The following is a 24,126-nucleotide window of genomic DNA, read 5'->3' on the forward strand; positions in this document are numbered from 1 at the left end:
GCGTCTACCCCAACCCCCCCCCCCCCCGCGCCGGGGTGGTCGCGGTCGCCGCCCCCCCCGGGGCGGCGCCCCCCGCTTGCCCCCGGGGGGGGGGCCCCCCCGGGGGGGGGGGGCCGCCCGCCGCAGTCATGTCCGGCGCAGGGCGTCAGGGCGTCGGCGAGGTCCCCGGGACGCTGGGCGCGGGCGCGCTGCCCGAGGTCGACGGTGCGGGGCTGCCGCTCGGCGAGGTGCTGCCGGAGGGCGAGCCGGAGGGGCGCGGCGAACCGGAGGGCGACGGGCTGCCGAAGCCGCCCGGTGTCGACGAGGTGCCGGGCGTCGGCACGGTGGACGGGTGCGGCGACGGCCCGTTGCCGGACGGCGTACCGGACGGGGCCGACGGGGCGGTGCTCGGCGCCGGGGGCGTCACCGGGACCACCGGGCCGCTCGGCAGCGGCGCCACGGTCGGCAGGCCGGGGGCGGTCGTGCCCGGCGCGAGCGGGGTGACAGTGCCGGCGTTCTTGACCGCGTCCGGCACCTGCCAGCCGCCGCCGTCCGAGGCGCTCTGCGGGTCGGGCCGGACCGCGCCGAGGATCGGGGCCATGCCGATCGGCGAGATCCGCACCACCGCACCGGTGTGCGGCGCCTGCACCACGAAACCGCCGCCGATGTACATCGCGATGTGCTCGGCGCTGGCGTAGTAGACCACCAGGTCGCCCGGGCGCAGCTGGTTCAGCGGGACGTGCTGCAGGCCGGCCCACTGGTCCTCGCTGGTGCGCGGGATCTGCACGCCCGCGTGCAGCCAGGCCTGCGAGGTGAGGCCGGAGCAGTCGTAGGCGTCCGGGCCGATACCGCCCCACAGGTAGGGCTTGTTCAGCTGGGCCAGCGCGAAGGCCACCGCCTGCCGACCGGCCGCGGACGGGGCGCGCTCGCCCTGGCCGAGCGCGCCGGAGGCCAGGAACGCCAGCTGGGCCTGGTCCTCCTGCTGCTGCTCCAGCGCCTGCAGCTGGGCCTGCTGGACGCCGGTGAGGCTGGAGACGATCTGCTCGACGGTGGCCAGTTGGCGGGCGATCTGGGCCTTGTTCTGGTCCTGCTGGCCGAGCAGCTTCTGGGTGTCGGCCAGCGCGGCCCCGGCCTGGGTCTTGAGCTGCTGCAGGTTGGTCTGCTCGGACTTGAGCTGGGCGATGAAGGCGGCCTGGGACCGGCCGGCGGCGGCGAGCAGCTCGCCCATGTGGACGGCCTGGTACGGGTCGCTGGTGAGCAGCAGCTGGCCGTAGGCGGACAGGTTGCCGTTCTGGTACTGGTCGGCGGCCAGCTCGGCGGCCACGTCCAGGCCCGCGTCCACCAGTTGCTGCTGCTGGGCCAGCTTGGCGTCGACGGCGTTGACGTCGTTCTGCTTGGCGGCGAGCTGCTGCGTGGTGGCGTTGTACTGCTCGGTGGCGGCCTCGGCGTTCTGGTAGAGCTGGTGGATCTGGTCCAGCAGCGGGCCCAGGGTGGCCTTGGCGGCGGCCAGCGGGTCGGTGCCCGGCGGGGCGGTGGCAGTGGTGGCGGGGTCGGGGGCGGGCGCGGCGAACGCCGCCGAGGCCGCGGCCGGCAGGGCCAGCGCCGCCATCGCCAGCACCGCCGAGCAGCGCAGCGCGGCCCGCACCCAAGGCTTGCCCATGGTCGACTGGTGGTCACCCGTCACGGCCCGCATCGGCCCCCCTCGCCCCTGGTCGACCCGCAGCTGCGAGCCGTGGACGATCCTGCCATGCCGACCCCGAAAGCGGCAGGGCGCATCAGGTGAACTGATGAATTCTCAGCTGACGCCGATTAGTGACACAGATCTCACCAAAACAGCAGCAATGCGGACGTTCTCCGCATTGGGCCAGGTCACACCGGTCGATGTCATCTTCCGGACGCGCGGACTCAAGATATCGGCCACGAACAGCCCTCTGAATCCGTGACCCGTTAACCTTCTGTTCACTCGGTCTCCCTACCGTCGCCGCTGACGACAGCTGAAGAACACGTCAGTCCGACACCTACGACGATTGTTTGGTTATGGAACACATCACGTTCCTGGTGGCGGTGGTGATCGTCACGGCGCTCGCCTTCGACTTCACCAACGGCTTCCACGACACCGCCAACGCGATGGCCACCTCCATCGCGACCGGCGCCCTGCGGCCCAAGGTCGCCGTCACCATCTCCGCGATCCTCAACTTCGCCGGTGCCTTCCTGTCGGTGAAGGTCGCCGGCACCATTTCCGGCGGCATCGTCAACGAAAAGGCCGGCCTGCACCCCTCGGTGATCTTCGCCGCGCTGGCCGGCGCCATCCTGTGGAACCTGCTGACCTGGCTGCGCGGCCTGCCGTCCAGCTCCTCGCACGCGCTCTACGGCGGCCTGATCGGCGCGACGCTGGTCGGTGCCGGACTGCACGCGGTGAACTTCAGCGTCGTGGTCACCAAGATCCTCATCCCGGCGGTCGCCTCCCCGATCGTGGCCGGCCTGGCCGCCTGGGGCGCCACCAAGGCCGCCTACCTCATCACCCGCAAGGCGGGCGAGGCAGCGGCCGAGAAGACCTTCCGCAAGGGCCAGATCGCCTCCTCCTCGCTGGTCTCGATCGCCCACGGCACCAGCGACGGGCAGAAGACCATGGGCATCATCACCCTGGCCCTGATCTCGGCCGGTGCGCTGCCCAAGCACGCGATGCCCCCCACCTGGGTGATCGTGGCCGCCGGCGCGGCCATGGCGCTGGGCACCTACATGGGCGGCTGGCGGATCATCCGCAGCCTGGGCAAGGGCCTGACCGAGGTCCGGCCGCCGCAGGGCCTGGCGTCGGAGACGGCCACCGCCGCCGTCATCCTGACCTCCTCGCACATGGGCTACGGCCTGTCCACCACCCAGGTGGTCGGCGGTGGCGTGATGGGCGCCGGCCTCGGCCGCTCGGGCGGCCAGGTGCGGTGGGGCATGGCCCGCCGGATGGTCTACTCCTGGGGCCTGACGCTGCCGGCCGCCGCCGTGGTCTCCGGTGCGGCCGCCTTCGTGGCCGACCAGGGCACCTGGGGCGTGCTGGTGGTGGGCACCGCGCTGGTGCTCGGCGCCGGCGCCATGTGGCTGCTGTCCCGCCGGACTCCGGTGACCGCGGCCAACGTCAACGAGGTCACCCCGGTGGACGTCACGCCGGCCCAGACCGCCGCCGCCACCCCCTCCCCCGCCACCACCACCGTCGCCGCCTGAGGAGGCCAGCCATGAAGATCAACTGGACTGCCCTGGGGCAGACCGCGGGCATCAGCTTCCTGGTCACCGTGGCCGTGGTCGCCGCCTTCGCGCTGGGCACCGTGGCGCTGGCCAAGCGGGAGGCCGCCATCGCCGCCGCCGGCAACGGCTCCGCCTCGGGCTCTGGCTCTGGCTCTGGCCCTGGCTCTGGCTCTGGCTCTGGCCGCGGCACGCTGGCGCTGGCCGGCGCGGGCGTCTGCTTCGCCGCCTGTGCGGCGGCCGTCGGGTACGGGCTCAGCCTGATCGCGGGCTGAGCCCGCCGCAGAACACGTCGAAGGGCCCGCAGGTCTCCACCTGCGGGCCCTTCGACGTGTCCGCCCCCTGGTACCCCGTCAGGCGCGCTCGGCGACCGGCGCGGCGGCCGGCTGCTCGGCGGCGGCCCGGGCCCGCAGCGGCACCTCGCGGATGAACAGCACCGCCAGGAAGGCCAGCAGCGCGGCCGGCGCGGCGAACAGGAAGACGGTGCCGACGCCGTGCCCGAAGGCGTCCTCGACCAGCGGCACCACCGGCACCGGCAGGGTGTGCAGGTCGGGCAGCTCGCCGCCGCCCGCCGACCCGGCCGGCAACGGCAGGTGCGCGGCCGCCAGGTTCTGTGCCAGGTAGTGGGTCACCCGGTTGCCGAGCAGCGCGCCCAGCGCGGAGACGCCCATCGCGCCGCCCATGGTGCGGAAGAAGGTGACCGTCGAGCTGGCGGTGCCCAGTTCCTTGGCGGGCACCGTGTTCTGGACGGCCAGCACCAGGTTCTGCGAGGTCAGGCCGAGCCCGATGCCGGTGCACGCCATGTAGACCGAGAGCAGGCCGTAGCCGGTGCTCGCCCGCGCGGTGCCGAGCAGTGCCAGGCCGACCGCGAGCAGGAAGGTCCCGGCCACCAGGTAGCGCTTCCACCTGCCGGAGCGGGTGATCAGCCGCCCCGCCACCGCCGAGGAGACGGCCAGGCCCAGGATCATCGGCAGGGTCATCAGGCCGGCCATGGTCGGCGTCTTGTCGCGGGCCAGCTGGAAGTACTGGCTGAGGAAGGTCGTGGTGCCGTACATCGCGATGCCGACGAAGGCGCTGGCCACCGCGGCCAGGCTGACGGTGCGGAACCGGAACAGGCCGAGCGGCATCACCGGCTCGGCGGCCCGGCGCTCGGTCAGCACGAAGAGCAGCACCAGCAGCAGCCCGCCGCCGACCATGGCCGCGGTCTGCCAGGAGCCCCAGGCGTAGTCCTTGCCGGCCAGGGTGATCCACACCATCAGCAGGCTCACCGCGCCGGCGACCAGCAGCGCGCCCAGGTAGTCGATCTTCGCGGCCCGCTTGACCACCGGCAGGTGCAGGGTGCGCTGCAGCACCACGATGGCGATCACCGAGAACGGGATGCCGACGTAGAAGCACCAGCGCCAGCCGAGCCAGGAGGTGTCCACGATGACCCCGCCGATCAGCGGGCCGCCGATGGTGGCCAGGGCGAAGACGGCGCCGAAGTAGCCGCTGTAGCGGCCGCGCTCGCGCGGCGGGACCATCGCCGCCAGGCAGATCTGCCCGAGCGCCACCACGCCGCCGGCGCCGATGCCCTGGAGCACCCGGCAGCCGATCAGCTCACCGGTGTTCTGCGAGAGCCCGGCCAGCGCCGACGAGGCGATGTACATCACCAGCGCGATCTGCACCAGCAGCTTCTTGCTCACCAGGTCGGAGAGCTTGCCCCAGACCGGGGTGGAGGCGGTGAGCGACAGCAGCGCTGCCGTGATCACCCAGGTGTAGGCGGACTCGCCGCCGTGCAGCTCGTTGAGGATGGTCGGCAGGGCGTTGGAGACGATGGTCGAGGAGAGGACCGCCACGAAGAGGCCGATGAGCAGGCCGGAGAGCGCCTCCAGCACCTCCCGGTGGGTCATCTGGCGGTCGTCCTGGGCGCTGGCGTGCGGATGACGGCGCGCCGCTGCTGGGGAGGTCATGGGGGCGGTCCTTGGGCAGGAGTCATATGGTTGCCTTAGGCAACTACCATATTCTTGTTAGTTGACCTAGGCAACCTTTTCCCCGAGGACCTGCCCCCACGGCCGCATCAGTCGAACGGGTCCGCCAGTCGCGGCGCGGCGGCCACCGACTCGTTGAAGCGGGCCAGCAGTTCGGCGAACCTGCCCAGCTCCGCCGGCTCCCAGCCCGCGAGCATCTCCCGGAACGAGGCCAGCCGGGCCCCGTGGGCCCGGCCGTAGCGGGCGGCGCCCTCCTCGGTGAGCGAGACCAGCGAGGCCCGGCCGTCCTGCGGATCCGGCTCCCGGGTCACCAGTCCGAGCTCCTCCAGCGTCTTGATCTGACGGCTGATGGTCGCCTTGCCGACCCCGAAGTGGCAGCCGACCTCGGTGACCCGGACCTGGCCGGCGTCGTACAGGTGCGCCAGCAGCGAGTAGGCCATGCCCCCCTCCAGCTGCGGATGGACCAGTCGGGACATCTCGGCCGAGCGGGCCCGGCCGCGCCGGAACATCACCGCCACCTCGCGCTCCACCGCCCGGAAGACGCCTTCCTGGCCCGCCACCTGATCCTCGTTCACACCCACCACCCGTCGACCGCCATGACGCCGGCCCCCGGCGCGCGATCAGTATCCACCAGCCGCCCAGGGCCGCCGCTGCGGCGCGGGAGGGCCACTCGGCGCGGCAATCCTGCCATGAAGTGTCCGATTGGCATACTTTTCATCCCATCTGAGCCAGGGGGCGCCCGATGCCGGGATTCATCAGCGAGCTCAAGGACGCGGTCACCGGCCGCACCGCCGCCCTGGTGATCGGCACCCTGCTGCTCCAGCTCGGCTTCATCGCCTCGTACGTCGGCGCACTGCACCATCCGACGCCCCACCGGCTCTCGATCGGCGTGGTGGCGCCACCGCAGCTGCAACCCCGGGTGATCGGCGCCCTGAGCCAGGTGCCGAACGACGCGGTGAAGCCCGTAGCCGTCGCCGACCAGGCCACCGCCGTCGACCGGATCAAGGACCAGAAGATCTACGCCGCGCTGGTGGTCGACCCCACCGGCACCCAGGACACCCTGCTGGTGGCCAACGCGCGCGGCACGGCCGCGGCCACCGCCGCGGAGCAGATCGTCACCGCGCTCGACCAGGGCCAGGGCCGCACCGTGCGGGTCGAGGACGTGGTGCCGCTCGCCCCCGGGGACGGCAAGGGGCTCTCCTCGTTCTACCTGGTGGTCGGCTGGTGCGTCGGCGGCTACCTGGTGGCGTCGATCCTGGGGATCAGCGCCGGCGCCCGCCCCGCCAACCGCCGGCGCGCCCTGATCCGCACCGGCGCGCTGGCGCTCTACTCGATCGCGGCCGGGCTCGGCGGCGCGGTGATCACCGGCCCGGTCCTGAACGCGCTGCCCGGCAGCGTCGCGGGCCTGTGGGGCGTGGGCAGCCTGGTGGTGTTCGCGGTCGGTGCGTCCACCATGGCCCTGCAGTGCCTGTTCGGCATCGCCGGCATCGGGCTGGCCGTGCTGGTCTTCGTGGTGCTCGGCAACCCGAGCGCCGGCGGCGTCTACCCGCCGCCGCTGCTGCCGCCGTTCTGGCGGGCCATCGGCGCCTGGCTGCCGAACGGGGCGGGCACCGACGCCACCCGCTCGGTCGCCTACTTCGGCGCCACCAACCTCACCGTGCCGCTGCTGGTCCTCGCGGCCTGGGCGGTGGCGGGCCTGGCGGTGACGCTGGCCGCGGTCGCCCTGCGCCCGGCGGGCGGCGCCGTCCCATCCGACGACACCGCCTGACGACGACGGCGGGCGGCCCGGTGCGACCCGAGCGGGTCAGCCGACCCGGGCCGGCGGCTCGGCCGCGTTGTCCTCGGCCTCGTGGTACTTGGTGTTGGTGAAGACCCACTTCTTCATCGCCCAGTAGCGGAACGCCATCGCCACCAGGGTGCCCACGATCATGCCGCTGACGAAGTCGGCGACCTCCTGCGTGAAGTGGCTGACGCCGGGCTCGCGCAGGTGGAAGACATAGCGGCTGACCAGCAGCGGCAGGTCGTTCACGCCGACCGCCAGCGCGCTGACCACGATGAACGGGATCGCCTCCTTGTGGCTGCCCTCCGACCGGAACGACCACTGCCGGTTGAGCAGGTAGGAGACCACCGTCGCGAGCGCCGTCCCGACGGTCAGCGCCACCACCGGCTTGTTCTGGCAGACCGTGTACTTCAACCCGTAGTTGATCGCCAGGGTCAGCAGGAAGCAGGTGCCACCGACCAGCAGGAACTTGACGAGGCTGCGGTGCTGCACCAGGAAGGGACGCAGCGGCCCCGGCACCTTGGCCAGGGCTCTCTGTGTAGGCGACGGCATTGGCGCAGTGTCGCACAGGATCCTGAGTCGGCGTCACCCGACTCCCCGGACCGCCGCACGCGCGTGCCTCCCGCGGATCGCGGGAGGCACGTGGTAGTGGGGTCAGCCGGCGGTACCGTGCGGCCTCACGCCGCCGCCCCCAACAGCACCGCCGCCGGCTCCAGGGCCAGCGCCAGCACCTCGCGGACGTCGGAGACCGGGTGCACGGTCAGGCGCTCCAGCACCTCGGCCGGGACGTCGTCCAGGTCGGGCTCGTTGCGCTTGGGGATGATCACCATGGTGATGCCGGCCCGGTCGGCGGCGAGCAGCTTCTGCTTGACCCCGCCGATGGGCAGCACCCGACCGGTGAGCGAGACCTCGCCGGTCATCGCCACATCGGTGCGCACCTTGCGGCCGGAGAGCAGCGAGGCGAGCGCGGTGGTCATGGTGATCCCGGCGCTCGGGCCGTCCTTCGGCACCGCGCCGGCGGGCACGTGCAGGTGGATGCCGCGCTCCCGCAGGCCGGTCACCGGCAGCTCCAGCTCCGCGCCGCGCGAGCGCAGGTAGGAGAGCGCGATGTGCGCCGACTCCTTCATCACGTCGCCCAGCTGGCCGGTCAGGGTGAGGCCGGTGGAGCCGGTCTCGCCATCGGCCAGCGAGGCCTCGATGTAGAGGACGTCGCCGCCCGCGCCGGTGACCGCCAGGCCGGTGGCCACGCCGGGCACCGCGGTGCGGCGCTCGGCCGGCTCCTGGGCCGCCTCCGGGGTGTGGTGCGGCCGGCCGATCAGGGCGCGCAGGTCGGCCACGTCGATCGCGGTGGGCAGCTCGCGCTGGCCCAGCTCGCTCTGCGCGGCCACCTTGCGCAGGATCCGGGCCACCGAGCGCTCCAGGGTGCGCACGCCGGCCTCGCGGGTGTACTCGCCGGCCAGCTTGCGCAGCGCCGCCTCGCTCACCGTGACGGTCTCGGCGGACAGCCCGGCCCGCTCCAGCTGCCGGGGCAGCAGGTGGTCGCGGGCGATCACGACCTTCTCGTCCTCGGTGTAGCCGTCCAGCCGGACCAGCTCCATCCGGTCCAGCAGCGGCTCCGGGATGGCCTCCAGCACATTGGCGGTGGCCAGGAAGACCACGTCGGACAGGTCGAGCTCGACCTCCAGGTAGTGGTCCCGGAAGGTGTGGTTCTGCGCCGGGTCCAGCACCTCGAGGAGGGCCGCCGCCGGGTCGCCGCGGTAGTCCGAGCCGACCTTGTCGATCTCGTCCAGCAGCACCACCGGGTTCATCGAGCCGGCCTCCTTGATGGCCCGCACGATCCGGCCGGGCAGCGCGCCGACGTAGGTGCGCCGGTGGCCGCGGATCTCGGCCTCGTCGCGGACGCCGCCGAGCGCCACCCGGACGAACTGGCGGCCCATGGCACGCGCCACCGACTCGCCGAGCGAGGTCTTGCCGACCCCCGGCGGGCCGACCAGGGCCAGCACCGCGCCGCCGCGCCGCCCGCCGACCAGGGTGAGCCCCTGGTCGGCCCGGCGCTTGCGGACCGCCAGGTACTCGACGATCCGGTCCTTCACATCGGCCAGGCCGGAGTGGTCGGCGTCCAGCACCGCGCGGGCGCCGGCGATGTCGTAGTTGTCCTCGCTGCGCTCGTTCCAGGGCAGCTCAAGCACGGTGTCCAGCCAGGTGCGGATCCAGGAGCCCTCCGGCGACTGATCACTGGACCGCTCCAGCTTGTCCACTTCCTTGAGGGCCGCCTCGCGGACCTTCGCGGGCAGGTCGGCGGCCTCGACCCGGGCGCGGTAGTCGCCCTCCTCGTCCACCGACTCGCCGTTCAGCTCGGCGAGCTCCTTGCGCACCGCCTCCAGCTGGCGGCGGAGCAGGAACTCCTTCTGCTGCTTGGCGACGCCCTCCTCGACGTCCTTGCGGATGGTGTCGTTGACCTCCTCCTCGGCGAGGTGGTCCTTCATCAGCTGCAACGCGTACTCCAGGCGGGCCACCTGGTCGGCCTCCAGCAGCACCTTGAGCTTCTGCTCTGCGCCGGCGAACGGCGCGTAGCCGATGTTGTCGGCCAGCTCGCCGACGCCCTCGATGGCGGCCACCCGATCGACGATCTGCCAAGCGCCGCGCTTGCGCAGCCACTCGGTGGAGACCGCCTTGTACTCCTTCATCAGCTCGGCGGCCCGGCCGGCCACCGGCAGCTCCATCGAGGACTCCTTGAACTCCGTGGTCTCCACCCAGAGCGCGGCGCCCGGACCAGTGGTGCCGGCGCCGATCCGCACCCGGCGGACCGCCCGGACCAGCGCGGCGGGCTCGCCGTCGGCCAGCCGGCCGACCTGCTCGACGGTGGCCAGCGTGCCGACCGCCGCGTACGAGCCGTCCAGCCGAGGCACCAGCAGCACCTGCGGCTTGCCGCCGTTCACCGAGCGGGCGGCCGCACGGGCGGCCTCGACGGCGGCCCGCACCTCGGTGTCCTTGAGGTCCAGCGGCACCACCATGCCCGGCAGGACCACCTCGTCGTCGAGCGGCAGCACGGGCAGAGTGAGCGAAGCGGACATCGATGCCATGATCTCTCCCCAGTCAGTGAACTTGAGTCGAGATGACTAAGGCTTGGCGAGCTCCGATTGTTCCCCGGTATTTGTTCGCTCTGAGCGATCACGGAAGGGGCAGGTCAGGCCTGGTCGAGCAGCGGCTTGGCGGCCGGCTTCGGCTGCCCGACCGCGCCGCCCTCGACCCCGGCCGCACCCCGGCGCCACGGCCACCGCCGGCGGCGCACCGGACGGCGCAGCGGCCACCAGAGCGCGATGCCGACCAGCAGCGCGGCGGGGTGCCCGATGGCGGTGACCAGGTCCGGGTCGCTCTGCATCTGGTGGGCGACCAGCAGCACGCCGCCGGCCAGCGTGAGCAGCCGCCCGGGTCGGCGGAACTGCCCGGCGAGCGCCCCGAGGCTCGCCAGCAGGCCGTAACTGACCCCGATGTCCAGCTCGTCCAGCAGCCCCCGGTCCGCGTGCCCGGTCGCCACCAGGGCGGCCACCACACCCTGGGAGAGCAGCGTCGCGATCACGTGGCCGGTCGCGAACACCCCGATCGCCCGCCGCCAGCCGACCAGCCGCTCCAGCGGCGCCAGGATGAAGGCGAAGCCCCATAGATAGGGCAGCCAGTCGGGTCCGGCCACCCACAGGCCGCTGAGCAGCAGCGAGCGGACGGGGGCCCGCAGCAGGTGGTGGCCGTCGGTGCTGGACAGTTCCTGCAGCCGGTGCACCAGCGCCGGGTCGGTGTCCCGGGCGAGGAGGGTGGTGCCGGCCAGCACGGCCAGATAGAGCAGCGTGAAGGGGTTGCGCCGGGGCGTGGGCAGCCGGTCCAGCGCCCACTGCAGCGGGCCGGACCGCAGGCCGAGCCGCAGACCGGCGTGCGGCGCCACCGGCGTACGCCCGGACCACCGCTCTCCAGCCATGTCGCCTCCGTTCCGGGCCGTTCGCTCCGGTCCACGCAGCAGGGCCGGGGCGGCCGCGCTCGCTGCGCGTGCACACCGTGCCATCAACGGCCGGATCCGTCCACGGTACGGTGCTGCCCTGAGAGTCAGGTGAGAACGCAGTCGCCCTGCCTGTAACGGCAGTTCAGAAGTTGGTCCGGACCAATGCACCCGCGATTGCGAGCTTACGGGCGACTGCCGGGTTCGCGCATACACACCGTTACCGCCAGACGACATGGACGGGTAAGGTAGCGCCCCGTACCCAATCCGGGGCGTGCGCGCCGACCGGTGCCCGCGGAAATCCGCGGTCAGCCTGTCGGGGTTCGGCCCCGGTCCGTACGCTGCGAGGTGTCCTCTTGTCGGACCGGCGGCCCTGCCGCCACCCGGCCGGGACGGCGGAACCCGGGACGCCTCGGCACGGACGAACACACTAACGACGGAACCAAGACTACGAGCGGGCGCGCTACTCCCACAGGTGGCGGCCCGCAGGCCCTGGGGGCGGTGGCGTGACCGTGACAGAAATTCAACAGGACACCGGTACGAGCGGTGTGATCGCACAGCGACGCGTCCTGGTGGTGGAGGACGAACCCACCATCGCCGAGTCGATCGCGGCCCGGCTGGGCGCGGAGGGCTTCAAGGTGGCCGTCGCACACGACGGCCCCGGCGCGGTGGACGGCTTCCACACCTGGCAGCCCGACCTCGTGGTGCTCGACATCATGCTGCCCGGCTTCGACGGGCTGGAGGTCTGCCGCCGGATCCAGGCGCAGCGCCCGGTCCCGGTGCTGATGCTGACCGCCCGTGACGACGAGACGGACCTGCTGGTCGGCCTCGGCGTGGGCGCCGACGACTACATGACGAAGCCGTTCTCGATGCGTGAGCTCGCGGCCCGGGTGAACGTGCTGCTGCGCCGGGTCGAGCGGGCCCAGCAGGCGGCCCGGACCCCGGCGCTGGGCAGCCTGCGGTTCGGCGAACTGGAGATCGACCACGTGCAGCGCCGGGTCCGGCTGGGCTCGGGCGATGTGCACCTGACGCCCACCGAGTTCGACCTGCTGGCCTGCCTGGCCGCCCAGCCGCGCGCGGTGCTCACCCGCGAGCAGCTGCTCGCCGAGGTCTGGGACTGGACCGACGCGTCCGGCACCCGGACCGTCGACAGCCACGTCAAGGCGCTGCGCCGGAAGATCGGCGCGACCTGGATCCGCACCGTGCACGGCGTGGGCTACGCGCTCGAGGCGCCCGTGGGCTGACGGCCGCGCACCCGGGCCGCTGGACGTCACCCGGAGTGCGATGCCGGACCTGGGGGGGCCACGGGGGCGCACAGGACACGGAAACCAAGTACCGATGACGAGCAGTAGCACCGAGCCCGACGACCCGGCCACGCGGCGGGGCCGACCGGCCCGGTTCACCGCGCGCCTGTGGCGTGCGGTCCGACCACTCGACCCGGCCCGCTCCATCAAGGGCAAGCTGGGCCTGCTGGTCATCATCGCGGTGGCCATCGCCACCGGCCTGATGGTGATCGCGATCCACTCCGAGACCCAGGTGCGGGTGATCCTGGTCTTCTCGGTGATCGCCTCCCTGCTCTTCATGCAGGTCATGGCGCACACCCTGACCGCTCCGCTGCGTGAGATGACCGCGGCGGCCCGGGCGATGGCCGGCGGCGACTACAGCCGCCGGGTCAAGGCCGCCTCCCGGGACGAGATCGGGGAGCTGGCGGCCACCTTCAACCGGATGGCCGCCGATCTGGAGGCCGCCGACCGGCACCGCCGGGAGCTGGTGGCCAATGTGTCGCACGAGCTGCGCACGCCGATCGCGGCGCTGCAGGCGGTGCTGGAGAACATGGTGGACGGCGTGGTGCCGCCGGACGCCGCCACCCTGGGCGCGGCCCTGGAGCAGACCGAGCGGCTCGGCCGGCTGGTCACCCATCTGCTCGACCTGTCCAAGCTGGACGACGGCGTGGTGCCGCTGGACGCCCGGGAGTTCGAGGTGGCCCCGTTCCTGGCCGGGGTGCTGCGCGGGCTGACCGTGGACGGCGCGACCTCCGGCGGCGCCTGGAGCCGCCGGGACGACGTGCGGCTGCGCCTGGACGTGCAGCCCGAGGGCCTGACCGCGGTGGCCGACCCGGAGCGGTTGCACCAGGTGGTGGCCAATCTGGTGGACAACGCCTGCAAGCACTCCCCGGCGGACGGCCTAGTCACGGTGCGGGCCCGGGCCGGCGACGGGGCGCACGCCCTGCTGCTGGAGGTGGAGGACCAGGGGCCCGGCATCCCGGTGCAGGACCGCACCCGGGTGTTCGACCGTTTCAGCAGGTCCGGCACCGCGACCGCGCAGGGCCCGGGCAGCGACGGCGGCACCGGGCTCGGTCTGGCGATCGCCCGCTGGGCGGTGGATCTGCACGGCGGCCGGATCGCGGTGGGCGACGGCGGCAGCGGCTGCCTGATCCAGGTGGTGCTGCCGGGCGACGCGACCTCGGTGCCGCACCCGCGGCTGTGACCGCCGCCACGGCCGTCACGAATCCTGCCGCGGCGGACACGCCGAGGACACGATCTGTCCACCCCGGCCAGCTTTGTCACACAATTGGGACATCTCGGCGGTCGACAGCAGTTGATCGGCCACAAACGGTCAATCGGCGGGACTTTTGTCCGGTTTCATACTGTTTTAACCGGCCAGAAGGCGTCATCCTCTTCCCTGCGGAAGCGCTCTTCTAACGCGTTCTTCCGGCCAAATCCGCTCAAAGGACTGTGATCTGGGCGACGCCGACCCCCCGGGGACTGCGCGATCACTCGTCAGGGGCGTAGCCTTAATCCCCGCTGTCCAAACATCCCAAAAGGAAGCGGAAGAGGGCGGTTGCCGCCGTGTCGCCACAGTCCCCTGAAACCCCCAACAGCTCGGCAAGCTCCACTGGCTTCGGCCCCAATGAGTGGCTCGTCGACGAGATCTACCAGCAGTACCTCCAGGATCCGAACTCGGTCGACCGAGCCTGGTGGGACTTTTTCGCCGACTACAAGCCCGGTACCGAGGTGACCTCAGTGACCCAGGCCGTGACCCCGGTCGGCTCCGTGCCGACCCCCGTCGCCGCCCCTGCCCCTGCTGCTGCCGCTGCCGCTCCGGCGCCGGCTGCCCCCGCCGCCGCCCCGGCAGCTGCGCCCGCTCCGGCGGCCGCCGCACCTGCCGCGGCCGCTCCGCTGGCAGCCCCGCCGGCCGCGCCCAAGGCCGCCGCCGCGCCGGCCGCCCCCGCGGCGCAGAGCACGGGCCCCGAGCTGGTCCCGCTGCGTGGCCCGGCCAAGGCCGTCGCCACCAACATGGACGCCTCCCTCGAGGTTCCGACCGCGACCTCGGTGCGCGCCGTGCCGGCCAAGTTGCTGATCGACAACCGCATCGTCATCAACAACCACCTGCAGCGCGCCCGCGGTGGCAAGGTCTCGTTCACGCACCTGATCGGCTACGCCATGGTGCAGGCGATCAAGGCCAATCCCGGGATGAACCACAGCTACCAGGTCAAGGACGGCAAGTCCTTCCTGGTGAAGCCGGACCACGTCAACCTCGGTCTGGCCATCGACCTGGTGAAGCCGAACGGTGACCGCCAGCTGGTGGTCGCGGCCATCAAGAAGGCCGAGACCCTCGACTTCTTCGGCTTCTGGCAGGCCTACGAGGACATCGTCCGCCGGGCCCGCGCCAACAAGCTGACCATGGAGGACTTCACCGGGGTCACGGTCTCGCTGACCAACCCGGGCGGCATCGGCACCGTGCACTCGGTCCCGCGCCTGATGCAGGGCCAGGGCACCATCCTGGGCGTCGGCGCGATGGAGTACCCGGCGGAGTTCCAGGGCAGCTCCCAGGAGACCCTGTCCCGCCTCGGCGTCTCCAAGATCATGACGCTGACCTCGACCTACGACCACCGGGTCATCCAGGGTGCCGCCTCCGGCGAGTTCCTGCGCGCGATCCACCAGCTGCTGCTGGGCGAGCACGGCTTCTACGACGAGGTCTTCGAGTCGCTGCGGATCCCGTACGAGCCGGTCCGCTGGGCCACCGACGTCGCCGCCACCCACGAGGACGAGGTCAACAAGACCGCCCGGGTGATGGAACTGATCCACTCCTACCGGGTCCGCGGCCACCTGATGGCCGACACCGACCCGCTGGAGTACAAGCAGCGCAAGCACCCCGACCTGGACGTCACCACGCACGGCCTCACCCTGTGGGACCTGGAGCGCGACTTCGCGGTCGGCGGCTTCGGCGGCCAGAAGATGATGAAGCTGCGCGACATCCTCGGCCTGCTGCGCAACACCTACTGCCGCACCGTCGGCATCGAGTACATGCACATCCAGGACCCGAAGCAGCGCAAGTGGCTGCAGGAGCGCCTGGAGAAGCCGTACACCAAGCCGGAGCGCGAGGAGCAGCTGCGCATCCTGCGCCGGCTGAACTCCGCGGAGGCCTTCGAGACCTTCCTGCAGACCAAGTACGTCGGCCAGAAGCGGTTCTCGCTGGAGGGCGGCGAGTCGCTGATCCCGCTGCTCGACGCCACCATCGACTCCGCCGCCGAGCACCGCCTCGACGAGGCCGTGATCGGCATGGCGCACCGCGGCCGCCTCAACGTGCTGGCCAACATCGTCGGCAAGCCGTACGGCAAGATCTTCGGCGAGTTCGAGGGCAACCTGGACCCGAAGTCGATGCACGGCTCCGGTGACGTCAAGTACCACCTGGGCTCCGAGGGCACCTTCACCGGCCTGGACGGCGAGACCATCAAGGTGTCGCTGGCCGCCAACCCGTCCCACCTGGAGACGGTGGACCCGGTGGTCGAGGGCATCGCCCGGGCCAAGCAGGACATCCTGGACCAGGGCGGCACCACCTTCCCGGTGCTGCCGATCCAGATCCACGGCGACGCGGCCTTCGCCGGCCAGGGCGTGGTCGCGGAGACCCTGAACATGTCGCAGCTGCGCGGCTACCGCACCGGCGGCACCGTGCACATCGTGGTGAACAACCAGGTCGGCTTCACCGCCGCCCCGGCCTCCAGCCGTTCCTCCACGTACTGCACCGACGTGGCGCGGATGATCGAGGCCCCGATCTTCCACGTCAACGGCGACGACCCGGAGGCCGTGGTCCGCGTCGCGCGGCTCGCCTTCGAGTTCCGCCAGGCGTTCCACAAGGACGTCGTGATCGACCTCATCTGCTACCGCCGCCGCGGTCACAACGAGGCCGACAACCCGTCGTTCACCCAGCCGCTGATGTACGACCTGATCGACAAGAAGCGCTCGGTGCGCAAGCTCTACACCGAGGGCCTGATCGGTCGCGGCGACATCACCATGGAAGAGGCGGAGCAGGCGCTCCAGGACTTCCAGGGCCAGCTGGAGAAGGTCTTCGCCGAGGTCCGCGACGCGGCCGGCGCCCAGGCCGCGGCCCCGGCCGGCCGCCCGGTGGCGGACTTCCCGGTCAACATCCAGACCGGCATCTCGCAGGAGATGGTCAAGCGGATCGCCGCCTCGCAGACCAACCTGCCCGAGTGGCTGACCGTGCACCCGCGCCTGCTGCCGCAGCTGCAGCGCCGCGCCGCCTCGATCGAGGACAACACCATCGACTGGGCCACCGGCGAGATGCTCGCCATCGGCTCGCTGCTGATGGAGGGCCACCCGGTCCGCCTGGCCGGCCAGGACAGCCGCCGCGGCACCTTCGGCCAGCGCCACGCGGTGCTGATCGACCGGGTCACCGGCGAGGACTACACCCCGCTGCTGTACCTGACCGAGGACCAGGCCCGGTTCACCGTCTACGACAGCCTGCTGTCCGAGTACGCGGCGATGGGCTTCGAGTACGGCTACTCGCTGACCCGCCCGAACGCGCTGGTCATGTGGGAGGCGCAGTTCGGTGACTTCGTCAACGGCGCGCAGACCGTCGTCGACGAGTACATCGCCTCGGCCGAGCAGAAGTGGGGCCAGCACTCCGGTGTCACCCTGCTGCTGCCGCACGGCATGGAGGGCCAGGGCCCGGACCACTCGTCCGCCCGCCCGGAGCGCTTCCTGCAGCTGTGCGCGGACAACAACATGACGGTCGCGATGCCGACGCTGCCGTCGAACTACTTCCACCTGCTGCGCTGGCAGGTGCACAATCCGCACCACAAGCCGCTGGTCGTCTTCACCCCGAAGTCGATGCTGCGTCTGAAGGCGGCGGCCAGCTCGGCCGAGGAGTTCACCTCCGGCTCGTTCCGCCCGGTGGTCGGCGACACCACGGTGGACCCGAAGAACGTGCGCAAGGTGGTCATCACCGCCGGCAAGTTCTACTACGACCTGGAGGCGGCCCGCACCGAGCGCGGCGTCACCGACACGGCGATCGTCCGGGTCGAGCGGCTCTACCCGCTGCCGATCGCGGAGCTCCAGGAGGAGCTGGCCCGCTACGGCGAGGACGTCCAGTTCGTCTGGGCCCAGGAGGAGGCGGCCAACCAGGGCGCCTGGCCGTTCATCGCGATGAACCTGGTCGACCACCTGGACGTGGTGATCGGCCGCAAGGCCGGCGCCGCCCGCCTGCGCCGGGTGGCCCGTCAGGCGGCCTCGGCCCCGGCGGTCGGCTCGGCCAAGCGCCACGCGGTCGAGCAGCAGGCCGTGCTCGACGAGGTCTTCGCGATCTGAGGTGACAGCCGCTGACACCACGTCAGCAACGGTGAAGGGCCCGCTCCGATCATGGAGCGGGCCCTTCGCTAATGTCTGCGCCATGCCTGCCGATCAGTCGCGTTCCGCCATGCCCCCGCCCCCGGTCTTCCAGCCGCTGCTGCCGGGCGATCCGGACGAGGTGGCCGGGTACCGGCTGTTCGCCCGACTGGGCGCCGGCGGCATGGGCCGGGTCTACCTCTCGTACACGCCGGGCGGCCGGCCGGTGGCGCTCAAGGTGGTCCGGCCCGAGTTCGCCGAGGATTCGGAGTTCCGCCGCCGGTTCGGCCAGGAGGTGGCCAACGCCCAGCGGATCCACGGCCTCTACACCGCCCAGGTGATCGACTCCGGCACGGCCGCCGACGCTCCCTGGCTGGTCACCGCGTACGTGCCGGGCCCCTCGCTGCAGCAGGTGGTGCGCGAGCACGGCCCGCTGCCGGTGCGCACGGTGCTGTTGCTGCTGGGCGGCATAGCCGAGGCGCTGCAGGCGATCCACAGCGTCAGCGTGGTGCACCGCGACCTCAAGCCGGCCAATGTGCTGGTGGCCGCGGACGGGCCCCGGGTGATCGACTTCGGCATCGCGCGGGCCGCCGACGCCACCGCGCTGACCGGCACCGGCTACCGGATCGGCTCGCCCGCCTTCATGGCACCCGAGCAGGCCCAGGGCGGCGCGATCACCCCGGCCACCGACGTCTTCGCGCTCGGCGCGCTGACCGCCTACGTGGCGAGCGGGGTGCCGCCGTTCGGCGAGGGGCCGGAGACCGCGGTGCTCTACCGGGTGGTGCACGAGCAGCCGGACCTGGCGGGCGTGCCGGCCGAGCTGCGCGAGCTGCTGCTGCGCTGCCTGGCCAAGTCGCCCGAGGAGCGCCCGAAGCCCGCCGAGATCATCGAGGTGGCCCGGGAGCACCCGGCGGTGGGCGGGCAGCTGCGGTTCGCCGACAACTGGCTGCCGTTGCCGGTGAGCGCCGAGATCACCCGGCGCTCGGACCTGCCGCGCACGCCGCCGCGGCCGCAGCCGGCGGTGCCGACCGCACCGCCGATGCCGAGCGCTCCGCCCGTACCCGCCATGGCGCCACCGACCGTGCCCGTCACGGTGGTTGAGCCTCCGTCAGGCCCTGCGCTGCCACCCCCGGGCGCCGAGGCGTTCACCGCCCCGCTCCCGCCACCGCAGCCGCAGCCGCAGCCGCAGCCGACCGTGCAGCTGCCCGCACCGGGACTGGCACCGGCCGGGAAGCGCCGCGGGGTGTCCTGGAGGACCCTGCTGACGGTCGCCCTGGTGATGGCGCTCGGCGGCGCGCTGGTGGGCGTGCTGCTCTCCCGGGGCGACTCGGGCCCGAAGGCGGGCAGCTCCTCCGGCAACTCCGGCAGCGGGCAGCAGCAGGCGGTGGACGCCCCGACGACACCGCCCGCCGGCGACTCCCCGGTGACCGCCCCGACCGGGCCCGACAGCACCGACACGCCCAGCGACGGGGTGTCGGCCACCGGCGGACCGACCGGCTGGACGCCACTGGTGAGCAAGGTGGAGCTGGACATCCCGGCCGCCGAGTACTCCAGCGAGGCCTACCGGGTGGACCTGACCGCGGGCAAGCTGATCGCCTCCGGCACCAGCGGCAAGTGGGTGCTGGGGCTGCACAACACCGGCGGCGCCGGCGGCAGTCGGGCCAACACCTTCGTGAGCGACGGTGACGACGACTCGGACTTCGCGGTGATCACGGACCCCTCGGTGACGCCCGGCCAGTGCAACACCGCCATCGACACCCACCCCGACTCCGACCTGACCTTCGGCCACGCCGGTGCCGGCCGGCTGCTCTGCGTCCGGGACCGCTCGACGCATGACATCGCGATCGCCGCGATCGAGGCGGCCGACGAGCAGACCGGCGAGGTCAAGCTCTCGGTGAGCACCTGGCAGGGCGGCAGCTGAGCGCGTCTATCCTGACCAGGTAGCCCGACCCCCAGATTTCCGGAGCAGAACCGTGTACTTCACCGACCGCGGCATCGAGGAGCTGGAGAGCCGGCGCGGCGAGGAGGAGGTCACCCTCGGGTGGCTGGCCGAGCAGCTGCGCACGTTCGTCGACCTCAACCCCGACTTCGAGGTCCCCGTCGAGCGGCTGGCCACCTGGCTGGCCCGGCTGGACGACGAGGACGACGACTGACCCGCGCGGCACGACGCACGAGGGCCCGGGAGGCAACCGCCTCCCGGGCCCTTCGCAATTCGGCGCGGCGAAGCACTTGACTCCACCGCCACGCGATATATCGTGTTTCTCGAAAGACGCGATACATCGCGACTTGCCGGATCGTCGCCACTCCAGCGTACGACGGCGCCCAGCCAACGGGAGGACTTTCGATGAACCAGTGGACGGTCAGCGAGCCCGACAGCATCGTCCTGGACGAGCCGGTGCAGTCGGCGCAGGTGCGGATGATCGCCGGCGCGCTCAACGTGGTGGCCGCCGAGGGCCCGGCCCGGATCGAGGTCACCGAGCTCAAGGGTGAGCCGCTGCAGGTCAGCCTGGTCGACGGGGTGCTGACGGTGACCTACCAGCACCTCTCCTGGAACGACTTCGGCTTCGGCGGCCAGCTGAAGACGATGGACGCGATCAAGGACGGGTTCAAGGACCTGGTCTCCTCCCTCAAGCGCAAGCGCAAGTCCCGCGCCGTGGTCACGCTGACCCTGCCGGCCGATGCCGTGGTGAAGCTGGGCTCGGTCTCCGCCGACACCACCGTCTCCGGCCTGCAGACCGACACCGCGGTGTACGCGATCACCGGCGCCACCACCCTGGTCGGGCTGGGCGGCAAGACCGAGGCCAACTCGGTCTCCGGCGACGTGGACGCCCAGTCGGTCGGCGGCGAGCTGAAGCTCAAGACGGTCAACGGCGACCTGACGGTGGTGGCCGGCACCGCCACCACGGTCCGCGCCAACACGGTCAGCGGCGTGGTCACCCTGGACCTCACCGGGGCCGCTCCGGCGGACGTGCGGGCCAACACGGTCAGCGGCGACGTCGCGATCCGGCTCCCCCGGCCCGCCGACACCAAGGTCGAGGCGGGCAGCACCACCGGCAAGTTCTCCACCGCCTTCGAGGAGTTGAAGCTCGGCGGCACCTGGGGCGGCCAGCGGCTCACCGGCATCCTCGGCGCGGGCAGCGGCTCGCTGGAGGTGACCACCGTCTCCGGCTCCGTCTCGGTGCTGGCCCGGCCGGAGGACGACACCCCCAGCCTGGTCAAGGAGCTGACGGACGGTTCGGACGGGACGGAGTGACACAGCATGAGTAACGTCTTCGGGCACGGCCGGCTGCGGCTCTACCTGTTGAAGCTGCTGGCCGACTCGCCCCGGCACGGCTACGAAGTGATCCGCCTGCTGGAGGAGCGCTTCCAGGGCCGCTACGCGCCCTCCGCCGGCACGGTCTACCCCCGGCTGGCCAAGCTGGAGGGGGAAGGCCTGGTGGAGCACTCCACCGAGGGCGGCCGCAAGGTCTACCGGATCACCGACGCCGGCCGGGACGAACTGCTCAGCCGCCAGGCCGACTTGGCCGAGCTGGAGTCGGAGATCGACGCCTCGGTGACCCAACTCGCCGACGCGATCCGGGCGGACGTCCGGGACTCGGCCAAGGACCTGCGCGAGGAGCTGCGCAACGCGGCCCGCACCGCCCGCCGTCCCGAGAGCCCCGGCTGGGCCGACGCGGCCGGCTGGCAGCGCACCAAGGAGGAGTTCGCCGAGTTCAAGGCCCAGGCCAAGCGGGCCAAGGAGCAGGAGAAGGCCGCCAAGGAGCAGGCCAAGCTGGCCAAGGAGGAGGCCCGCAAGGCCCGCGAGCAGTCGCAGGCGGTCCGCCAGGCGGCCCAGCAGGAGGCGCTGCGGATCAAGAAGCGGGTGGAGCAGCAGTTCCGCGAGCACGTCGGCAACGGCGACTGGCCGACCGGCCTGTCCGAGGGCCTGTCCGAACTCACCCGCGGGCTGGCCGGGTTGGCCGACCCGTCGCGCTGGGGCGCCGGCTCCGCCGAGGCCCCCAAGGTGGACCTCGGCAAGGAGGCCCCGCAGGACCTCCCCGACTGGGCCCGTAGCGAGCCGGGCGGCGACCCGGCCCGCGAACTCGACCGGCTCCTCGACCGGTTCCGCGACCAGGTGCGGGACGCCGCTCGGGACGCGGACGAGGTCACCGAGGAGCAGCTCTGGGAGGCCCGCGCCGTGCTGACCGGCGCGGCCGAGCAGTTGCGCCGCCTGCTGCGCTGACCAGCGCCGCGGTCAGGGCCCGCCGGCAGGCGGGCCCTTCGGCTTTCAGGGCCGCAGCACCAGCTTGCCGAAGACGTCGCCCTTGGCGAGGCGGGCGAAGGCATCGCGGGCCTCGGTGAGCGGGTGGACGGCGTCGATCACCGGTCGGATGCCGGTGGTGGCGCAGAGCGAGAGCAGGTCGGCCAGCTCCTCCTTGGTGCCCATGGTGGAGCCCACCACCTTGAGCTCCAGGAAGAAGATCCGGTTCAGCTCGGCGGCCTTGGGGTTCGGGCCCGAGGTGGCACCGGAGATCACGATGGTGCCGCCGGGGCGGAGCGCCTTGACGGAGTGCGACCAGGTGGCCGCGCCGACCGTCTCCATCACCGCGTGCACCCGCTCGGGCAGCCGGGCGCCGCTCTCGAAGACCGCGTCGGCGCCCAGCGCCAGCGCCCGGTCCCGCTTGGCCGCGTCCCGCCCGGTGACCCAGACCCGCAGCCCGGCGGCCTTGCCGAGGACGATCAGCGCGGTGGCCACCCCGCCGCCGGCGCCCTGCACCAGCACGGTCTGGCCCGGGGTCACCCCGGCGTTGGTGAAGAGCATCCGGTAGGCCGTGAGCCAGGCGGTGGGCAGGCAGGCGGCCTCCTCGAAGGAGAGCTCGGCCGGCTTGGGCAGCAGGTTCCAGGTGGGCACCGCGACCCGCTGCGCGAAGGTGCCCTGGTAGCGCTCGGTCAGGATGGAGCGCGGCTCGTCGGGGCCGACCCCGTGGCCGCTCTGGCCGATCACCGAGTGGATGACCACCTCGTTGCCGTGCTCGTCGATCCCGGCCGCGTCGCAGCCCAGGATCATCGGCAGCCGTTCGGCGGGCAGGCCCACGCCGCGCAGCGACCAGAGGTCGTGGTGGTTGAGCGAGGCGGCCTTGACGGTCACCACGCTCCAGCCCGGGCGCGCCTCGGGCTCGGGGAGCTCCCCGAGTTCGAGTCCGGCCAGGGGATCGTCGGGGTCGATTCGGGCGGCGTAGGCGGCGAACATGGTCCGGACACTAGCCGCCGACGGGCGGGGCCCGGAACCACGCCGGAGTGTGACCTCCACCGCGTGTCCCGGGCCCGCTGCCGACGGGGCGTCAGCCGGTCGGATCATCAGATCCGGGCGACGCCCTCCTGGCGGGCCGCCTCGGCGACCGCCTTGCTGACCGCGGGGGCCACTCGCGCGTCGAACGGCGAGGGGATCACCTTCTGCGGCGTCAGCTCCTCGGCCACCACGCCGGCCAGTGCCTCGGCGGCGGCCAGCTTCATGCCCTCGGTGATGCGCGAGGCCCGCACCGAGAGCGCGCCGGCGAAGATGCCGGGGAAGGCCAGCACGTTGTTGATCTGGTTGGGGAAGTCGGAGCGGCCGGTGGCGACCACCGAGGCGTACTTGTGCGCCACCTCGGGGTGGATCTCCGGGTTGGGGTTGGCCATCGCGAAGATGAAGCAACCCGGCGCCATGGTGGCCACGACCTCCTCCGGCACGGTCCCGCCGGAGACGCCGATGAAGACGTCCGCGCCGGCCAGCGCGTCGGCCAGCGAGCCGGTCCGGCCGCTCTTGTTGGTGAGCGCGGCGATCTCCGCCTTGACGTCGGTGAGGTCCTCGCGGCCCTGGTGGACCACGCCGCGGCGGTCGCACAGCGCCACGTCGCCGATCCCGGCGGCCACCAGCATCTTGGCGATCGCGATGCCGGCCGCGCCGGCGCCGGAGATGACCGCGCGCAGGTCGCCGATCTTCCGGTCGGTCACCCGGGCCGCGTTCCACAGCGCGGCGGTGGTGACGATCGCGGTGCCGTGCTGGTCGTCGTGGAAGATCGGGATGTCCAGCGCCTCCTGGAGCCGGCGCTCGATCTCGAAGCAGCGCGGCGCCGAGATGTCCTCCAGGTTGACGCCGCCGAACGACGGGGCCAACCGGATCACGGTCTCGACGATCTCGTCGACGCCGGTGCAGTTCAGCGCGATCGGCACCGCGTCCACGCCGCCGAACTGCTTGAACAGGATCGCCTTGCCCTCCATCACCGGGAGCGAGGCGGCCGGGCCGATGTCGCCCAGGCCCAGCACGGCGGTGCCGTCGGTGACCACCGCGACCGTGTTGGCGACCCAGGTGTAGTCGTGGACGAGCTCCGGCTGCTCGGCGATGGCGGTACAGACCCGGGCCACGCCGGGGGTGTAGGCGAGGGACAGGTCGTCCGCGTCGCGCAACGGCACGGTCGCGGCGACCGCCATCTTGCCGCCCCGATGGAGCGCGAACACGGCGTCGACCGGATCCTCGGGATCCGAGGAACGAGGGTGAATGATCTCCGCTGCCACGATGACCTCTTCGTCATTAGA

The 24,126-nt window shown here is 72.3% G+C and carries 18 protein-coding genes; 10 read left to right on the forward strand and 8 right to left on the reverse strand.

Annotated features, from left to right (window positions below):
- Nucleotides 1-145: 145 nt before the first annotated feature.
- The gene (locus P3T35_RS38500; RefSeq protein WP_101382196.1) at nt 146-1,672 is read right to left on the reverse strand and encodes an NlpC/P60 family protein; all 1,527 of its coding nucleotides are present in this window, start codon (nt 1,670-1,672) and stop codon (nt 146-148) included.
- A gap of 344 nt (nt 1,673-2,016) precedes the next feature.
- On the opposite strand from P3T35_RS38500, the gene P3T35_RS38505 reads away from it, so the two are divergent.
- Both P3T35_RS38505 and P3T35_RS38510 read left to right on the forward strand, forming a co-directional pair.
- The gene (locus tag P3T35_RS38505) at nt 2,017-3,192 is read left to right on the forward strand and encodes an inorganic phosphate transporter (RefSeq protein ID WP_101382195.1); all 1,176 of its coding nucleotides are present in this window, start codon (nt 2,017-2,019) and stop codon (nt 3,190-3,192) included.
- Between the two features lie 11 nt (nt 3,193-3,203).
- Entirely contained in the window at nt 3,204-3,485 is a 282-nt protein-coding gene (locus P3T35_RS38510; RefSeq protein WP_101382194.1) for a hypothetical protein, read from the forward strand.
- A 78-nt stretch (nt 3,486-3,563) separates the two neighbouring features.
- Here P3T35_RS38510 and P3T35_RS38515 read toward each other — a convergent pair whose 3' ends face one another.
- Together P3T35_RS38515 and P3T35_RS38520 are read right to left on the reverse strand one after the other, a co-directional pair.
- Nucleotides 3,564-5,159, reverse strand: coding sequence for an MDR family MFS transporter (locus tag P3T35_RS38515; RefSeq protein ID WP_101382193.1), 1,596 nt, complete (start codon nt 5,157-5,159; stop codon nt 3,564-3,566).
- 107 nt (nt 5,160-5,266) lie between these two features.
- The gene (locus P3T35_RS38520) at nt 5,267-5,752 is read right to left on the reverse strand and encodes a MarR family transcriptional regulator (protein ID WP_280709583.1); all 486 of its coding nucleotides are present in this window, start codon (nt 5,750-5,752) and stop codon (nt 5,267-5,269) included.
- Nucleotides 5,753-5,919: 167 nt separating this feature from the next.
- Here P3T35_RS38520 and P3T35_RS38525 point away from each other — a divergent pair, with 167 nt between their 5' ends.
- Entirely contained in the window at nt 5,920-6,945 is a 1,026-nt protein-coding gene (locus tag P3T35_RS38525; protein ID WP_101382192.1) for a DUF3533 domain-containing protein, read from the forward strand.
- Nucleotides 6,946-6,981: 36 nt separating this feature from the next.
- Here P3T35_RS38525 and P3T35_RS38530 read toward each other — a convergent pair whose 3' ends face one another.
- From P3T35_RS38530 to P3T35_RS38540, 3 genes are all read right to left on the reverse strand, one after another.
- Nucleotides 6,982-7,509, reverse strand: coding sequence for a GtrA family protein (locus tag P3T35_RS38530; RefSeq protein ID WP_101382191.1), 528 nt, complete (start codon nt 7,507-7,509; stop codon nt 6,982-6,984).
- Between the two features lie 125 nt (nt 7,510-7,634).
- A complete protein-coding gene (lon, locus tag P3T35_RS38535; RefSeq protein ID WP_101382190.1) occupies nt 7,635-10,040 on the reverse strand; it encodes an endopeptidase La in 2,406 nt (801 codons plus the stop codon).
- A gap of 104 nt (nt 10,041-10,144) precedes the next feature.
- Nucleotides 10,145-10,927, reverse strand: coding sequence for a rhomboid-like protein (locus P3T35_RS38540; RefSeq protein WP_143676899.1), 783 nt, complete (start codon nt 10,925-10,927; stop codon nt 10,145-10,147).
- A 530-nt stretch (nt 10,928-11,457) separates the two neighbouring features.
- Between P3T35_RS38540 and P3T35_RS38545 the strand changes: the two genes are divergently transcribed.
- From P3T35_RS38545 to P3T35_RS38575, 7 genes are all read left to right on the forward strand, one after another.
- The gene (locus P3T35_RS38545; protein WP_180356578.1) at nt 11,458-12,189 is read left to right on the forward strand and encodes a response regulator transcription factor; all 732 of its coding nucleotides are present in this window, start codon (nt 11,458-11,460) and stop codon (nt 12,187-12,189) included.
- Between the two features lie 94 nt (nt 12,190-12,283).
- On the forward strand, nt 12,284-13,432 hold the full coding sequence (locus tag P3T35_RS38550) for a HAMP domain-containing sensor histidine kinase (RefSeq protein ID WP_101382187.1): 1,149 nt from the start codon (nt 12,284-12,286) through the stop codon (nt 13,430-13,432).
- 362 nt (nt 13,433-13,794) lie between these two features.
- On the forward strand, nt 13,795-17,553 hold the full coding sequence (locus tag P3T35_RS38555) for a multifunctional oxoglutarate decarboxylase/oxoglutarate dehydrogenase thiamine pyrophosphate-binding subunit/dihydrolipoyllysine-residue succinyltransferase subunit (protein ID WP_101382186.1): 3,759 nt from the start codon (nt 13,795-13,797) through the stop codon (nt 17,551-17,553).
- Between the two features lie 82 nt (nt 17,554-17,635).
- A complete protein-coding gene (locus tag P3T35_RS38560) occupies nt 17,636-19,492 on the forward strand; it encodes a serine/threonine-protein kinase (RefSeq protein WP_280709588.1) in 1,857 nt (618 codons plus the stop codon).
- A 52-nt stretch (nt 19,493-19,544) separates the two neighbouring features.
- The gene (locus P3T35_RS38565; RefSeq protein ID WP_101382185.1) at nt 19,545-19,724 is read left to right on the forward strand and encodes a DUF6104 family protein; all 180 of its coding nucleotides are present in this window, start codon (nt 19,545-19,547) and stop codon (nt 19,722-19,724) included.
- A gap of 191 nt (nt 19,725-19,915) precedes the next feature.
- Nucleotides 19,916-20,824 (forward strand): DUF4097 family beta strand repeat-containing protein, encoded by a 909-nt coding sequence (locus P3T35_RS38570; RefSeq protein WP_101382184.1) that lies wholly within the window; start codon nt 19,916-19,918, stop codon nt 20,822-20,824.
- Between the two features lie 6 nt (nt 20,825-20,830).
- The gene (locus P3T35_RS38575) at nt 20,831-21,793 is read left to right on the forward strand and encodes a PadR family transcriptional regulator (protein ID WP_101382183.1); all 963 of its coding nucleotides are present in this window, start codon (nt 20,831-20,833) and stop codon (nt 21,791-21,793) included.
- A 45-nt stretch (nt 21,794-21,838) separates the two neighbouring features.
- On the opposite strand, the gene P3T35_RS38580 is transcribed toward P3T35_RS38575, so the two are convergent.
- Nucleotides 21,839-22,801: a zinc-binding dehydrogenase gene (locus P3T35_RS38580; protein ID WP_101382182.1), complete on the reverse strand. Its 963-nt coding sequence runs from the start codon at nt 22,799-22,801 to the stop codon at nt 21,839-21,841.
- Nucleotides 22,802-22,908: 107 nt separating this feature from the next.
- Nucleotides 22,909-24,105 (reverse strand): NADP-dependent malic enzyme, encoded by a 1,197-nt coding sequence (locus P3T35_RS38585; RefSeq protein WP_280709591.1) that lies wholly within the window; start codon nt 24,103-24,105, stop codon nt 22,909-22,911.
- Between the last annotated feature and the right edge of the window lie 21 nt (nt 24,106-24,126).

The sequence above is a fragment of the Kitasatospora sp. GP30 genome (assembly GCF_029892145.1).
GTDB lineage: Bacteria > Actinomycetota > Actinomycetes > Streptomycetales > Streptomycetaceae > Kitasatospora > Kitasatospora acidiphila.